Source organism: Paenibacillus sp. FSL K6-2441 (assembly GCF_037964765.1).
GTDB lineage: Bacteria > Bacillota > Bacilli > Paenibacillales > Paenibacillaceae > Fontibacillus > Fontibacillus phoenicis.
Genome location: NZ_CP150174.1, coordinates 2,373,620 through 2,388,922, shown reverse-complemented (window position 1 = coordinate 2,388,922; position 15,303 = coordinate 2,373,620). Strand labels below are relative to the sequence as shown.

Here is a 15,303-nt window from a genome sequence, read left to right as displayed (position 1 = left end):
CTATAATAGGTACTAGCTTACTAGAGCTGCGCGTAGCGCGGCTCTTTTTTAGATTTAAGAGACAGAGGAAGAGGGGCCCTTAAGCATGAAAACGCTCGTAATAGCCGAAAAACCGGATATGGGACGGACGATCGCCGCCGTGATTGAGCCGAAGGCGAAAAACAACCGATCCTACCTGGAGGGAGAGCGCTACATCATTACTTGGGCGATAGGCCATTTGTTAGGATTGGCCGAACCGGATGCCTATGATGAAAAATACAAACGCTGGAATTTCAACGACCTGCCGATTCTGCCGGATCGGTTCAAGATTGTGCCGAATCCGCGCACGAAGGATCAGTTGAAAACCATCGGCGAGCTCGCGAAACGCTGCAATATGATCGTTAATGCGTGCGATGCCGCCCGCGAAGGACAGTACATATTTGCGTTGATCCAGCAGCAGTTAAAGTTAACCCAGCCCGTCAAGCGGTTATGGATTTCTGACTTGACCAATGAGAGTATCGCCAAAGGGTTTGCCGAGCTGCATGATGCGTCCGAGTTCGAGAACCTAACGCAGGCCGCGCGGGCGCGCAGCGAAGCAGATTGGCTGATCGGGATGAACGCGACGCGTGCGTTTACGACCAAACATCGGGAGCTGCTGTCCGTTGGACGGGTACAAACTCCGGTGCTGGCGCTGATTTACGACCGGCAGAAGGAAATCGAGAACTTTGATTCCCTGACCTACTATGAAATCAAAGCGGAATTTGAGCAGGATACCCGGAAGTATACCGGCAGCTGGCAGGGGGACCGGTTGACGGATAAGGAGAAGGCTGAGGCCATTGCCACGAAGGTTCGCGGGAAGGAAGGGCGGATCACCGAATACGAAGTGAAAGAAACGAAGGAGTATCCGTATAAGCTGTACGATTTGACGTTGCTGCAGCGGGAAGCGAATGCCAAGTTCGGCTATTCCGCCAAGAAGACGCTGGATATCGCCCAGGCGCTTTATGAACGCCATAAGGTGATCTCCTATCCGCGGACAAGCTCCAACTATGTGACCGAGCAAAATATCGACGGGATGCATAAGGTGCTGCACATGCTGAAATCGTCGAGCTACAAGGAACTGGCGGAAGGCGGTCGTCCGAATCTGGTGCATGTCGGCAACAAGGCCGTGTGCAATCCGTCTCGGGTGGAGGACCACCATGCAATCCTGCCGACGCTTCGGCGTCCAGGCACGTTAAGCAAAGAGGAGCAGAACATCTACGATCTCGTGATCCGTCGCTTCCTGTCCCATTTCTATCCGGCGGCGGAGTATAAGCAACATACCGTGCTGACTGAAGTGGAAGGCGAAACGTTTAAAACCAACGTGAAGGAGCTGCTGTCGCTGGGGTGGAAGGTATGTCTTCCTGGCGATGACGGAGCCAAAGCCGGAAAAGGACGCGGCAAGAAGAAGGACGAGGAGGACGAAACCGAAGAGCTGATCAGCGAGCCGTTCGAGATCGACCGTAACCGTCCGGTGCAATGCACAGGCGCTGAAGCGAAGGAGAAGGCAACCCAGCCGCCAAAGCATTATACCGAAGGTACGCTGCTTAAAGCGATGGAAAGCGCCGGGAAGAACCTGGAGAACGAGGAGCTGCGCGAAGCGATGAAGGATGCCGGACTCGGCACTCCAGCCACCCGGGCGGCAACAATTGAGCGGTTAAAGAACGTCGGATACATTACGATGCAAGGGAAAAAGATTACGGTGACGCAAAAAGGCCGGACCGCCGTAGAGCTGATCCGCCGCGCCGGCGTCGAGCTGCTGACCTCGCCGGAGATGACGGGGCAATGGGAGCGCCGATTATATCAGATTTCCAAGGGGGAAGCGGCGCGGGAGCAGTTTATGGAGAACGTGCGCCGATTCACCATATCGATAATCGAGAAGGTGCGAACGCAGCAAAAAGCGGACGCCTCCATGTTCGCGACGGCCGAGACGGAGAAGGGCAACCGGCGCGGAAGCCGAAGCAGCAGCGGCGGTAAAACGGGACGATCCGCCGCCGCTTCGGGGGCGAGTGAGCGCCGCACAGCCCAAGCCGCCGCGAAGCAGTTGCCGGCAGGCAGCCTGCAACCGCTGGCGCCCTGCCCGCGCGAAGGCTGCGGCGGTCAAATCATCGAAGGCCGCAAGGGCTATGGCTGCACGCATTACAAGCAGGGCTGCGGCTTCGTCATCTGGAAGGAGTTCGGCGGCAAGAAAATCTCGCCGGCCATGTTAAACGCGCTCTTGACGAAAGGCCAAACCCAGCTGTTATCCTTCAAACGCGAGGGGGGCGAGGTAAAAGCCCGCATCTCCTTGGTCGATCGCACGACCGGCAAGCTGGAGCTGATGGAGGCGGAGCCTTCCCGAACTTAAGTGAAACGAACAAAACGGACCTCTATAGGGTCCGTTTTTGCCGTTGGGTTTGATGAATATGGTTAAAGATTACACGGGGAACTTCTACCAACGAAGTGACGGTGTGCATTTCCGAATCCCCGTCATGCTGGAGCTCCACGATATTGTACAGCCACTCATTAGGGATTTTGATGTAAATCGCCTTAATCCCGGCGGAAAGGGCCGGCATGACATCCGTCCGCAGGCTGTTGCCGATCATCCAGGTTCGGGAACGATCAAACCGCCGCGACTGGAGAATCTCCTCTAAAGCTTTCGCATTTTTGTGCTGACGAATGTAGATCCGATCCTGAAAATACTCGGCGAGCCGCATCTGCTCGATTTTACGTTGTTGGATCACAGTGTCGCCGCCGGTGTACAAGTGCAGCTCATGGCCTTGGCTGCGAAGCAGATTTAAGGTTTCGACCATACCGGGATACGGTTCGATGGGCTGCTCATAGACGCTGAGCCCCAGCTTCATCAGACGCTCCTCTTCTTCTGGAAGAGCCTTCCGTCCCGTAACTCTAGCGTAATATCGGTAGGTGTCCACCAACGATTCGGGAAAATGCGAGCTGGCAAACCCGATTTGATGAACCCCGGCAACATCGATTTCCGTTTGTTTCTCCCGGATCTCTTTCGTCGAGATGCCATACGTCTTAAACCAATCGGTCATCAGGTCAGCGAATTGATCCAGGATCAGATCAAAATATTTATTGCAATGGATCAAGGTATCATCTAAATCAAAAATAACTTGTTGAGTCGAGGGTGTTTTCATTTCTCACGGGTCACTCCTTATCCAAGACACGCTTGTCTCTACGTATAGCTCTATCCTAACACAAGCGGAAGCGTCCCGCCAAAGCAGACTGCCCTACGATAAAATCAAACTACAGCCGAATATAGGATTCCAGGAACATTTGGAGCTCCGCCGCCCCGTCCGGACGGATACTGAACTTCTCCGTATCCTGGGCGAGCAGATGGATGCGCAGCAAGCCAGCGACCCGCAGACGCATCAAGTCGTGCATCAACTGATCTTTAGGTTCCCCTAGATCCTTCAGCATATCTTGCATCGATTTAGGTTCATCGGCAACGTAGCGGAGGAGGCGCAACCGCTGCGGTTCGGCCAGGGCCCGGGTCAGACGTTTTAATACCATCGGCGGCTCATCCTCATCGAGCTCTGGAATATCGAGCGGGTATTGGATGAACAGCACGTTTTCGTAGAAGACGTATGTATTAATCGGCCGAAAATGGATCGATGGGGTTAACACGACCAAGGAGATTGGCTTCAAAGGCTCCAACACCAACCCGCCGGAGGCGTATTCGATCAGCGCGTCGGTGTCCATCTTTTGCAGCAGCGTATGCTTCTCGGCTGCATCTTCCTCCAGCAACGGGAGGAATTGATTCTTGATGGAAGCCATATAAAGCCGGTGCCAGCATTTCAGCAACGGGATATAGCTGCTTTGAATCCGTTCGATTGTCTCACTACTCACAGTGGGAATGTAGGATTTAGTACGGTCGTAAAGGGACACGACAGAGCTTTCCGCGATGTCGTTCAGAAATTGCGGGATATCCACCGCACCGTTTCGCTCCAAGGCCCAAACGTACAAGACGTCATAGTCTGTGAACGGGTACTTGGCCGCTTCGGCAAATTGTTGCCGCTCCTCCGGCGCGAGGCGGGCGTCAACCTCGGCAATCCATTCCAGGCCGACATCGAGATTATTCACCCATTTTTGTGTCGTATATATCATAAAGCTGCTGATCAGTTCGTAGACCAAAGAATGGTCCACTTTCACGTCATAGGCCATGATTGAACTAACCTCCCAAAGAACTTTGCATTCAGATTCATTATGGCTTGTTCGGTAGTGGATTGTCTACTATAATGTTAAAGGATTATTCGGAAAATATCATTTGGGGAAAAGTCGTCAACATATTGACGATTTTTCTTTGTTTTTTAAGGAGTGTTTTCATTTTGGAAAGCTCGATCAGAAGGACCCATCGTGTATTTACCCCAACCTTTATTCTGATCTCTGTCATTATTATCGCGGGGCTCAGTCAAGGGCTGCTGCTGCCGGTGTTGTCCATATTTATGGAAGAAAGGGGGATCTCCTCCTCCGTAAATGGGCTGCATGCTGCAGCCCTTTATGTCGGATCGTTTGCCATGTCGCTGGTGGCGGAGAAGCTGCTGCGTCGCACCGGGTTTAAGCTCTTGCTGCTGAGCGGCGTCGTCCTCGTTATGCTCGCTTTGCCGGTGTTTCCGCTGGTATCGGATTTACGGCTGTGGTTCATCCTGAGATTGCTTGTCGGGATCGGGGATAGTGCGATTCATTTTACCTCGCAGCTCTGGATCATTCTTGTATCGCCGCAGGACAAAAGAGGCCGGAACATCTCCTTGTACGGGATGTCATACGGGCTTGGCTTCAGCATTGGACCGCTGGGCATCCGGCTGCTGGAATACGGGCAGGCTGTTCCGTTCGTTTTGCTGGCGATCCTGTTCCTCACCATCGTGATCCTAGCCGCCTTGTATTTGCCGGATCGTGCGCCGGAACCAGTTCGTCAGGAGGAAGCCGGTGCTCCGCGCAAGGTTCCGCAAATCTACCGGCTGGCATGGTTCGCACTGCTGCCTGCCTTGCTTTACGGATATATGGAAGCCTCCATGAACAGCAACTTTCCGATTTACGGCTTACGTTCGGGGCTTAGCGCTGCGGATATCGCGGCATTGCTGCCGTTCTTTGGCATCGGCGGCCTGATTCTTCAGCTCCCGCTTGGCATCCTAAGCGACCGGTTCGGCCGCAAAAAAGTGCTGATGACCGCAGGACTCACCGGTGGACTCCTGTTTCTGGCTGTTCCATTGGCTGGGAGTCATTTTATGGCGTTGCTTCTATTGTTCATGGGCGCAGGCGGCTTGGTGGGTTCGTTCTTCTCGCTGGGCCTGGCGTATGCCGCGGATTTGCTTCCGCGTCATTTGCTTCCGGTCGCTAATGTGATTGCTTCCTTTCATTTTAACTTTGGCAGCATCATCGGCCCGAACCTCGGTGGAGCGGCCATGCAGCTAGGCGCGGCTCCGATGTTATTCATCCTTCTGGGCTCGGCTTATCTGTTGTTTTCCGCATCCGGGCTGGTATTCCGGCCGGAGCTTTACAAAAAAAGCGTAAATATGAACAGGCTGTAATGGATTTTCGTTGATTTTTCCAATACACTAAAGGGTAAGAAAGGGTATTGCAAATTTCATGTTAGTTCAAAAAAGGTGAACAACAACTTTGAGTACCTCTTAATCGTAAAAGGAGAAATCGGACATGATCAGAGTCAACCACTTGCAGAAATCGGTGGATGGAAATAAGAAGAAGGTGCTTCGCGATATTACCGTCCAGTTTGGTGCAGGGGAAATGATTGGCGTTGTCGGGGCAAGCGGCAGCGGCAAAAGCATGCTCCTTCGTTGCTTGGCGCTGCGTGAACGCTGGAATCGGGGCGATTATACATGGAACGGGGACAAAGTGATTGAAGGCGGCGGACGCGGCTCACAGAAATATCGCTCCCAATGCGCTTATCTCGAACAGAACCCCTCCTTGTATCCGGAGAAAACCGCGCTAAAAAATGTCCTGATCGGACAAGTGGGACAAACTCCGCTTCTTCGCCGGCTGACCGGGATGGTACGGTCGGACGATTACATGGGCGCGATGGACGAGCTGGAGAAATACGGCCTGCTGGACAAAGCCCACGTCAAAGCCGGTAAGCTGAGCGGCGGTGAGCGCCAACGTGTGGCCATCTGCCGGGCGCTGGTTCACGGAGCTAGCTTCCTGGCTGCGGACGAGCCGGTAATCGGGCTGGACCCTAAGTCGGCGGAACGCGTGCTGGAAACGTTAAAGGAGCTTTGCACGCAACAAAATAAGATCGTCATTACGGCGTTGCCGCTGGAATTGGCGGAGCGTTACTGCACCCGGATCTGGGGACTTTCTGAAGGAAAGATCAAGCTTGACGTGTCCGGACGGCGGCTCTCGATGGAAGAGAAACGCCTGATTGATCTGGTATGAAACGAGTGATGAGCATGTTGACTAAGAGGGGATTATCCGCTTGGGCTGGAGCTTGCCTGCTTCTGATCCTAAGCGGCTGCAGCGTGATCAGCGATCCGAAATCCTTGATGCAAACGCCGCAGCTCTCCACCGACCGTGCATCGCTAATCAGCGTCATTAAGGCCGAGCTGAAAGGCGGAGAGATCGTCTCGCCGCGGGACGTCCGCAATATCAGCTCTATTCGCACGCCTGACCTGAACAACGACGGGATCAAGGAGGCGGTGGTCTTCTATGAGACGCCGGATGAAGCGGTGCGGATCCACGGGATGATTTTAGAGCATCAGGGGAACTCCTGGGTGCTGAAGGTACGTTTTGATGGCGAAGGTCAGGTCCTTGAAACGTTTGATCTGCTGGACTTAAACGGCGACGGCAATCTGGAGATTATCGCTGGCTTCTCCAGCGGCTCCGATGAGCTGCAAAAAGGATTAACCGTATATACTTATAACGGCAGCGAAGTCGAGAAGGCGATCGCGTTGCCGTACAATTATTTTATGGTGGACGATCTGAATCAGGATAACATTCCGGATATCACGGTTGTGAACTTAAAACGCGAGCAGTATACAACGGTTACAACGTATCAATATGACGGATCTTTTAAGGAATTAAGCCATCTGGAACTCGACGATCCGATCAGCGAGTATTATAATGCGGTCAGCGGTAACATTACGCCCAACCTAAAAGGGATTATTCTTGACGCAACGGTGGGAACCCATTCCGCCTTCTCGACGGTGATCGTGATGAAGGATGGGGAGCTCGTCAACCTGCTGCCTTCACAGGATATGACGCTCAAAGGGTATCCGATTCTCAGCGGTGACGTCAATAATGATGGGTTGCTGGAAATCGGTATGCTGGAGAAGCCCAAAGGCTGGGAGTATATTTCATTTGATGAAATTCCATGGCTGTTCTCCTATTACCAGTGGGATGAGAACGAAGGCCTCAAATTCGTCATGCAGCAATATATGGATATGGCTGGACGTTTCTACTTCAACTTCCCGAAAGAATGGCAAGGCAATGTGACGATCGATACGAAATCCGACAAAAATGAGCACCTAATTTTCGTCAAGATCGATACGAATGAGCCTGTGGCGGAAATCCGCTTCTTTACGCTGTCGGAATGGGAGCGCAATAAAGGGGATTGGGAGCTGCTTGCACGGGATGCCGATAAGGTCATCGGGTTCCTCAGCCATACAGATTTAAAAGTCAATAAAGGCGAGACGGAAATTAAACGTTAAGCCGTTTTTTGAAAGAGGGGGCAACCAAATTGAGCAAAGTGCTGATTTTGGAGGACGAAGAGTCCATCCGGAGTTTTATCGTCATTAACTTGAAACGAAACGGCTTCGATGTGCTTGAAGCGGCGGACGGCAACGAAGCGTTAAGCAAGCTGCAAAGCGTTCCGGACATTGACATCGCGCTCCTCGACGTGATGGTGCCGGGGATTGACGGCTTTGAGGTGTGCCGGCGGATCCGCGAAACGAATGAACGGATCGGGATTATTTTCCTCACGGCCAAAGTGCAGGAGCAGGATAAGGTCTATGCGTTGTCCGTTGGGGCGGATGATCATGTCAGCAAGCCGTTTAGCCCAACCGAGCTGATCGCCCGCATTCAGTCTCTGCTGCGCCGGGTCAATGTCTACCGCGAGAGCAGTGCGAAGGTGACGTTTACGTCCGGACCGTTTACGCTGGATTTGATCTCCAAGCAATTTAAGAAGAACGGGCGGCTGATTGAGCTGACCCCAACGGAGTTTTCGTTGATTCAGTTCTTCCTGGAGAAGGAGAATACCCCGCTGAGCCGTGATGTACTTTTGGATCACGTCTGGGGTAAGGAATATATGGGCGATCCAAAGATCGTGGATGTGAATATTCGCCGTTTGCGGCAGAAGATTGAAACGAACCCGTCCGAACCGGCTTTCCTGCAAACCGTGTGGGGGCACGGTTATAAGTGGAAAGGCGAGGGACAATGATCAAGAAAGGGATTGGACGGCAAATCGTCTTACACTATTTCATCGTTGTATTCGTAACCTTGTTTATGGTCGAGGTTATTTTCACGTTGGCCATTCGCATGTATTATTACGATACGATCTATAATCACATGTCCAATCACTCGATGTGGGCTTCGGACTACTTCCAGAAATTCGTCCGGTTGAATACGGAGGGGGATCCGGATTATTTTACGGAAATGCTCCGCACCTTTGAGCTGGATAATACCGAGCTGATGATTCTGGATCGCAACGGCGAGGTCAAGGCAAGCACCAATCCGTTTCAAGCCGACAAAGCGATTCAGACCAGCGATGTTCCGCAAGCGTTAGCCGGGAACGTCGGCAAATGGATCGGGCGGCAGCCGGCGACCGGTGAGCTGGTGATGGCCGTTTCAAGGCCGCTGCAGATCCAAGGACATACGCAATACATCGTCCGCTACGTCACCTCGATGGAGTCAGTAAATTCCAAGCTGCTGAACTTGACCTTTATGTCGATTGCGGTTTCGGTGGCCGTATTGGCCATCGTTACGCTGTTTAGCATCGGATTGGCGAACTCGATCGTTAAGCCCATTAATAATATTCGCGACGTATCGGCGCAAATGGCCAGAGGGAAATTCGATGCGCGAATCAAAGGCAATTACCGTTATGAGCTCGGTGAGCTGGCGGCTACCTTAAACTATATGGCCGAAGAGATCGTCCGCAGCAATCAGATCAAGGATGATTTTATCTCATCGATTTCACACGAGCTGCGCACGCCGCTGACCGGGATTAAGGGCTGGAGCGAGACGTTAACCTCCGGCGGCTTCGATCCTGAGGAGACGAAGATTGGGATAGGGATTATCGCGAAAGAAACCGATCGCTTGATTGGACTTGTCGAGGAAATCCTTGATTTCTCGAAGCTGCAATCCAACGAGATGAAGCTGGTGATCGGAGAGGTGAACCTCAAAGAACTGCTTCAGGAGACGATGCTCAACGTCTGGGCAAAGGCGGAACAGAAGCATATTCAGTTGAAGCTCGAGGATAAAACCGACGGCACCGCCATTGTCAGCGGGGACGGCAACCGTCTGAAGCAAGTGTTCTTGAACGTGGTGGACAATGCGATCAAGTTTTCCCATGAACAAAGCTGGATTCATCTGGTCATCGACCGTCTGGATGCGGAACGTGTGAAAGTGGATGTCATCGATTCGGGGATTGGCATTAGCGAGGAGTATTTAAACAAAGTGAAAGATCGTTTCTTCCAGGTGAATCACCAGGGCGGCGGTACCGGGCTGGGACTCGCAATCAGTCAGCAGTTGGTTGAGCTGCATCATGGGGAAATGGAAATTCAGAGCGAGCTTGGCGTTGGGACGACCGTCTCTGTGATCTTGCCGCTGTTAAGCGACACCCAAAGGGAAGAAGCTGCAGCCGAAACGGAGACAAAGCCTCAATAGAGAGAGAATAAATAGAGATTAGAAATTCATGGAGAGAAGGGAACCTGCTTTGGAGCAGCTCATCGATAAACTTGAAACGGCTCAGGAAACGCTTGACGTCTTACTGGCAGGCGAAGATGATTCGGAGACGGTGCGGCAGGTCCTGGTAGAAGCCGCGACTTGGATGCAAGAAAATGGCGTGAATCAGTGGAATCCGCAGCAATTTACACCGGAGCTGATTCGGTCATATTTTGAAGATCGTGAAATTTACCTGCTGCAGGAGTCAGGCGAACCGGTGGCCTTGTTTACGCTGCAGGATTCAGATCCCGATTATTGGGGCGAGCTGAACGTTCCCGGTTACAGTTACCTGCACCGGCTCACGATCCGTTTGGCTTACCGCGGTCGCGGGCTGAGCAGTGAAATTCTACGTTATGCTGCTAAACGTTCCAAGGCGCTGGGACGTCCCGGCATACGGCTTGACTGCTGGAACCAGAACCAGAAGCTTACTCAGTTATACGAGGGCTTAGGGTATCAGCTCCAAGGAACGGGCAGCAATAACGGACGCGAATTCAATTTATATCAGCTGGACGCTGATTTATATGCACAAGTTTAACACCGATTAAAAGCACATACAGAACCGAAAGGGACCGCCTCGAAAGATCATCCATGGATTCTTTCGAAGCGGCCCCTTTTTGGTTAGGAGAGCAAGCCTTCGGCCCGAAGCCGAGGGGCGTTATCGTACACTTCCTGAAGCAAGCGGGAGGGCTGAGGTCGGCTTACCGGTTTGGCATACACGGTTTCGTAAGGGGCCACAACGCTGATATCTCCAGGCTCCGCTTTGATGACAGTACCGTCTTTGATGATGGCGCCTTCACCGATAATCGCCCGCTCGATCACGACGTTACGGCCGATTTTCGCGCCCGGCATAATGACGCTGTCATTGATTCGGGAGTACCGGCCAATTTCCGTGCCGGCGAAAATAACCGAACGTTCTACATATCCTTCGAGTGAACAGTGATCATGGATGAGGGAGGAAGGGAAGTGGGTGTGACGTTTTTTAACCCATCCTTGCATGAGCGGCCGTTCTCGGGTAAACATCGGCCAATCCTCACGATGAAGCTTCCATTCGGAGGACTCAACCAGCAAATCCATATGTGCTTCCCATAGACTTTGAACCGTTCCTACGTCCCGCCAATACCCTTTAAATTCATACGCGTGCAGCGGCTCGCTGCCTGCCAACATTTTCGGGATTAAGTCCTTGCCAAAATCATGGCTGGAGTTCGGATTGGCTGCATCTTCCTCGAGCTGTCGCTTTAAGAACTCCCAATCAAACAAATAGATACCCATCGAGGCGAGATTACTAGTGGGCTGCGCCGGCTTCTCCTCGAACTCGGTAATGCGGTTGTGCTCATCCTTCGTCATGATGCCAAAGCGATGGGCTTCTTCCCAGGGTACCGGCATGACCGAAATCGTTGCTTTCGCCTGGTGACTGAGATGGAAATCCAACATGTGACGGTAGTCCATATGGTAAATATGGTCTCCAGAAAGGATCAGGACGTATTTGGGCGAATGACCATCGACAAATGCCATGTTCTTGTATATGGCGTCCGCCGTTCCCGTATATTCCTCAACGCCTTCCCGATACGATGGCAGCAAAGTGATCCCGCCATTCTCGGAGTGCTTCAGCTTCCATGGTTCTCCTTCGCCAATATGCTCATGGAGCGAAGCCGCTTCATATTGCGTCAAAACCCCAATCGTATCAATTCCGGAGTTGACGCAGTTGCTGAGAGGAAAATCGATGATCCGGTAATGTCCGCCAAAATGCACGGCCGGTTTCGCCTGCTTGGTGGTCAGCGGAGATAATCGTCGCCCCTCTCCGCCGGCAAGAAGCATTGCAATACAGTCCTTTTTCCTCATTTCATTTCCCTCCCGCATGTTTTGGTCTGTGAGGCACATACATTAGGATATAATGTAGATGGAATAAATTATGGAAAATATCCGAAAGTATTACACATTTTTGATGTAAATACTGAAAATTTTTTGAATTTCTTAAAACAGTTGACGTTCTTTCATCCGTTGTAAAGGTGGTGACAGATTTGTTTGATGCCAGGTTCGAATCAGCATGGGCTTCCGCCGTATCCCCCACGGATATTTACTTGTTCCGCGAGGGGACATTGTATCAAAGCTACCGCACGTTTGGCGCCCATCCCGTAACCGAAGGGGGAAGACGTGGAGTTCGCTTTACCGTTTGGGCCCCGAATGCATGCCAAGTCGCCGTTGTCGCCGACTGGAACGGTTGGAAGGGGACACGTGATGTACTATATAAGATACCCGATTCGGGAATTTGGACTCGTTTTTTTCCGGATGTTCCGGTTGGAAGTTTTTACAAGTATGCTTTGACCGGGCCGGATGGGGAGACCCGCTTGAAGGCAGATCCATATGCTTTTTATGCAGAAGTGCGGCCAAAAACAGCTTCCATCATCACTGAATTGGACAACTACGTTTGGGGAGATGAGAAGTGGATCCAGAACCGCAGCGCACCTTACGCACGGCCAATCAACATTTATGAGCTTCACTTCGGGACCTGGCGGCAACGGCCCGACGGTTCTTTTTACACATACCGAGAGATGGCGGATTTGTTAATCCCCTACGTGAAAGAGATGGGCTACACCCATATCGAAATCATGCCTCTATGTGAGCATCCGTATGATTTATCATGGGGATATCAAGCGACGGGTTATTTTGCCCCTACCAGCCGGTATGGGGAGCCGCAGGACTTAATGTATTTCGTGGATTGCTGTCATCAGGCCGGGATTGGTGTGTTGCTCGACTGGGTGCCGGGCCATTTTACGAAGGATGATCACGGGCTGCGTCTTTTTGACGGAACGCCCCTGTTCGAGTACGCCGATCCGGCCAAAGCGGAGAAACCGGGATGGGGGACGCTCAGCTTTGATTTCAGTAAACCCGAGGTACGTTCTTTTTTGATCTCCAGCGCGATATATTGGCTTGAAAAGTATCATTTCGACGGGCTGAGAGTCGACGCCGTGACCAGCATGATTCGTTACGATTTCGAGAAACCGTCCTGGGCGGCAGCGCGTAACGAAAAGGGCGGCAGCGAAAATCTGGAGGCGATAGAATTCCTGCGGCAGCTCAATACTGCGGTGTTCCGCTACTTCCCGCATGCTTTGATGATGGCGGAAGAGTCCAGCGCATGGCCGTTAGTGACCGCCCCTGCGCATCAGGGTGGACTTGGCTTTAATTACAAGTGGAATATGGGGTGGATGAACGATACGTTGGATTATTTTGAAACTCCGTTCAGCGAAAGACCTCACCGTCATCACTTGCTTACGTTCCCGATTTGGTACGCCTATTCGGAGAATTTTACGCTGCCGCTCTCCCATGACGAGGTCGTGCACGGCAAAAAATCGCTGCTGGACAAAATGCCTGGCAGCTACGAGCAAAAATTCGCCGGACTTCGTCTGTTACTTGGGTATCAGCTGACAACTCCAGGGAAAAAACTGTTATTTATGGGCGGAGAATTTGGCCAATTTATCGAGTGGCGTGATCAAGGGGAGCTGGATTGGTTCCTGCTTGATTACGAGTCACATCGGCAGATTCATGGGTATTGCCAGGCGCTAAATCGCTTTTATCTGCAAGAGCCGGCGCTGTGGGAGCAGGATCATGCGCCTGAGGGGTTTCAGTGGATGATCCCGGACGATGACAAACAAAGTGTGATTGCGTATGTGCGAAAAGGAAAGCAGCCGCAGGAGCTGTTGCTGGTGCTGCTGAATTTTCTGCCTGAGGAGCGAAGGGAGTATCGTGTTGGCGTTCCATTGCCTGGACGGTACGAGCTTGTATTTAACAGTGATGATGTTCATTTCGGCGGGTTCGGGCACCAGCAGCCCAAGCTGCATTTGAGCGAAAAAACGGCTTGGAACGGTAGGCCCCAAAGCCTGACCGTTACGCTTCCTCCGCTGAGCATGACGGTGTGGAAGCGTCAAGCGCCAAGAAGGAGGGCGAAACGATGAAGATTTTGTTTGCTGCGGCCGAAGTCGCGCCGTTTATTAAGACCGGAGGCCTGGCTGACGTGATTGGGGCACTGCCCAAGGCGTTGATCGAAGCCGGCCATGATGTACGGGTGATCATGCCAAGATATCGCGAGCTGCCGCAAATTTACCGTGAACGTCTGCATCATCTCGGCACCGGCATGGTGCCAGTCGGATGGCGGAACAAGTACGGCGGAATATCCCGGCTGGATTGGGAAGGGATCCCCGTGTATATGATCGATAACGAGGACTATTTTGGCAGAGTAGGGATCTATGGCCATTGGGATGACGGCGAGCGGTTTGCGTTTTTGGATCGGGCGGTGCTGGAGCTGCTTCCCCTTACCGGGTTTATGCCAGACATTATCCATTGCCATGATTGGCATACGGCGATGATCCCGCTGCTGCTGCGGGAGCATTACCGCGATCGGCCCGATTACCGGAACATTCGGACCGTTTATACGATACATAACCTGTTATATCAGGGGATTTTTCCGAAAGAGATTCTGGGAGATCTGTTGGGGCTCCCTTGGGACTACTTCACGCCGGAAGGGGTAGAGTATTACGATCAAGTCAGCTTTATGAAAGCCGGCTTGGTCTACGCCGATCATGTAACGACGGTCAGCCCAACTTATGCTGAGGAGATCAAGACCGAGCATTACGGTTATGGGCTGGACGGTCTGCTTCGCTCAATCAGCGGCCGGTTGTCGGGAATCGTGAACGGAATTGACACCCGGGCTTACGATCCGGAGACCGATCTGGAGCTCTTTGCCCGTTATGGACGCAACCTAGAGCAGAAGCGGGCTAATAAACCAGCGCTTCAGCGGGAGCTCGGGCTGCCGGAGACACCAAATACACCGCTGATCTCGATGGTTACCCGTCTAGTTGAACCAAAGGGGCTGGATTTGGTGATTCGGGTAATGGATGAATGGCTTAGTACGGATGACGTGCAGTTTGTGCTTCTAGGCACAGGGGACCGAGCTTATGAAGATTGGTTCCGGGAAGCGGCATGGCGTCACCCCGGGAAGCTGTCGGTCCAAATCAAGTTCAGCGACGCGTTATCCCGGCGCATCTATGCCGGCAGCGATATCTTCCTGATGCCTTCGCGGTTTGAGCCATGCGGCATCAGCCAGCTTCTGGCGCTGCGGTACGGCACGATCCCCGTCGTACGAGAAACCGGCGGCTTAAACGATACAGTGCGCTCCTACAACGAATTTACGGGCGAGGGCAACGGCTTCACCTTCCGCAACTATAACGCGCACGATATGTTGTATACGCTCCGCCGGGCGGTGTCCTTCTACCGCCAGCCCGAGCATTGGCACCGGATTACAGCAAATGCGTTCGCCGGCGATTACGGCTGGGATGCATCGGCAAGACAATACCTCCACATATACGAAAGCCTGAAGAAATAGCGGACGATCGTTCGTCCGCTTTT

Annotated in this window: 12 protein-coding genes; 9 read left to right on the top strand and 3 right to left on the bottom strand. The window is 52.5% G+C overall.

Annotated elements, in window-relative coordinates; genetic code table 11:
* Positions 1–85 precede the first annotated feature (85 nt).
* Positions 86–2,362, top strand: coding sequence for a DNA topoisomerase 3 (locus NSQ80_RS10820; protein ID WP_323076575.1), 2,277 nt, complete (start codon positions 86–88; stop codon positions 2,360–2,362).
* 22 nt (positions 2,363–2,384) lie between these two features.
* Here NSQ80_RS10820 and NSQ80_RS10815 read toward each other — a convergent pair whose 3' ends face one another.
* Positions 2,385–3,152 carry an HAD family hydrolase gene (locus tag NSQ80_RS10815; RefSeq protein WP_009226171.1) on the bottom strand — a complete coding sequence of 256 codons (768 nt, stop codon included), beginning with the start codon at positions 3,150–3,152 and terminating at the stop codon, positions 2,385–2,387.
* Between the two features lie 109 nt (positions 3,153–3,261).
* Positions 3,262–4,179: a helix-turn-helix domain-containing protein gene (locus NSQ80_RS10810; RefSeq protein ID WP_009226170.1), complete on the bottom strand. Its 918-nt coding sequence runs from the start codon at positions 4,177–4,179 to the stop codon at positions 3,262–3,264.
* 164 nt (positions 4,180–4,343) lie between these two features.
* On the opposite strand from NSQ80_RS10810, the gene NSQ80_RS10805 reads away from it, so the two are divergent.
* The 6 genes from NSQ80_RS10805 (at position 4,344) to NSQ80_RS10780 (ending at position 10,438) form a co-directional block, all read left to right on the top strand.
* Positions 4,344–5,543 (top strand): MFS transporter, encoded by a 1,200-nt coding sequence (locus NSQ80_RS10805; RefSeq protein ID WP_232282340.1) that lies wholly within the window; start codon positions 4,344–4,346, stop codon positions 5,541–5,543.
* Positions 5,544–5,667: 124 nt separating this feature from the next.
* Positions 5,668–6,402 carry an ATP-binding cassette domain-containing protein gene (locus NSQ80_RS10800; protein WP_009226168.1) on the top strand — a complete coding sequence of 245 codons (735 nt, stop codon included), beginning with the start codon at positions 5,668–5,670 and terminating at the stop codon, positions 6,400–6,402.
* Between the two features lie 14 nt (positions 6,403–6,416).
* Positions 6,417–7,673: a hypothetical protein gene (locus NSQ80_RS10795; RefSeq protein ID WP_260070299.1), complete on the top strand. Its 1,257-nt coding sequence runs from the start codon at positions 6,417–6,419 to the stop codon at positions 7,671–7,673.
* A gap of 29 nt (positions 7,674–7,702) precedes the next feature.
* Positions 7,703–8,401, top strand: coding sequence for a response regulator transcription factor (locus tag NSQ80_RS10790; protein WP_009226166.1), 699 nt, complete (start codon positions 7,703–7,705; stop codon positions 8,399–8,401).
* Entirely contained in the window at positions 8,398–9,846 is a 1,449-nt protein-coding gene (locus NSQ80_RS10785; RefSeq protein WP_323076574.1) for a HAMP domain-containing sensor histidine kinase, read from the top strand. The genes NSQ80_RS10790 and NSQ80_RS10785 overlap by 4 nt, the downstream gene beginning before the upstream one ends.
* Positions 9,847–9,874: 28 nt before the next feature.
* On the top strand, positions 9,875–10,438 hold the full coding sequence (locus NSQ80_RS10780; protein WP_339298953.1) for a GNAT family N-acetyltransferase: 564 nt from the start codon (positions 9,875–9,877) through the stop codon (positions 10,436–10,438).
* An 83-nt stretch (positions 10,439–10,521) separates the two neighbouring features.
* Here NSQ80_RS10780 and NSQ80_RS10775 read toward each other — a convergent pair whose 3' ends face one another.
* On the bottom strand, positions 10,522–11,742 hold the full coding sequence (locus tag NSQ80_RS10775) for a glucose-1-phosphate adenylyltransferase (protein WP_339298951.1): 1,221 nt from the start codon (positions 11,740–11,742) through the stop codon (positions 10,522–10,524).
* 179 nt (positions 11,743–11,921) lie between these two features.
* Between NSQ80_RS10775 and glgB the strand changes: the two genes are divergently transcribed.
* Positions 11,922–13,853 (top strand): 1,4-alpha-glucan branching protein GlgB, encoded by a 1,932-nt coding sequence (glgB, locus tag NSQ80_RS10770; RefSeq protein WP_323076572.1) that lies wholly within the window; start codon positions 11,922–11,924, stop codon positions 13,851–13,853.
* Positions 13,850–15,280, top strand: coding sequence for a glycogen synthase GlgA (gene glgA / locus NSQ80_RS10765; protein ID WP_339298949.1), 1,431 nt, complete (start codon positions 13,850–13,852; stop codon positions 15,278–15,280). Before glgB ends, glgA begins: the two co-directional genes overlap by 4 nt.
* Positions 15,281–15,303 lie beyond the last annotated feature (23 nt).

Coding starts and splice junctions, on each gene's coding strand:
- NSQ80_RS10800 (WP_009226168.1), top strand. CDS start 5,668: ATGATCAGAGTCAACCACTTGCAGAAATCGGTGGATGGAAATAAGAAG.
- NSQ80_RS10785 (WP_323076574.1), top strand. CDS start 8,398: ATGATCAAGAAAGGGATTGGACGGCAAATCGTCTTACACTATTTCATC.
- NSQ80_RS10820 (WP_323076575.1), top strand. CDS start 86: ATGAAAACGCTCGTAATAGCCGAAAAACCGGATATGGGACGGACGATC.
- NSQ80_RS10795 (WP_260070299.1), top strand. CDS start 6,417: ATGTTGACTAAGAGGGGATTATCCGCTTGGGCTGGAGCTTGCCTGCTT.
- NSQ80_RS10775 (WP_339298951.1), bottom strand. CDS start 11,742: ATGAGGAAAAAGGACTGTATTGCAATGCTTCTTGCCGGCGGAGAGGGG.
- glgA (WP_339298949.1), top strand. CDS start 13,850: ATGAAGATTTTGTTTGCTGCGGCCGAAGTCGCGCCGTTTATTAAGACC.
- NSQ80_RS10815 (WP_009226171.1), bottom strand. CDS start 3,152: ATGAAAACACCCTCGACTCAACAAGTTATTTTTGATTTAGATGATACC.
- NSQ80_RS10780 (WP_339298953.1), top strand. CDS start 9,875: ATGGAGAGAAGGGAACCTGCTTTGGAGCAGCTCATCGATAAACTTGAA.
- NSQ80_RS10810 (WP_009226170.1), bottom strand. CDS start 4,179: ATGGCCTATGACGTGAAAGTGGACCATTCTTTGGTCTACGAACTGATC.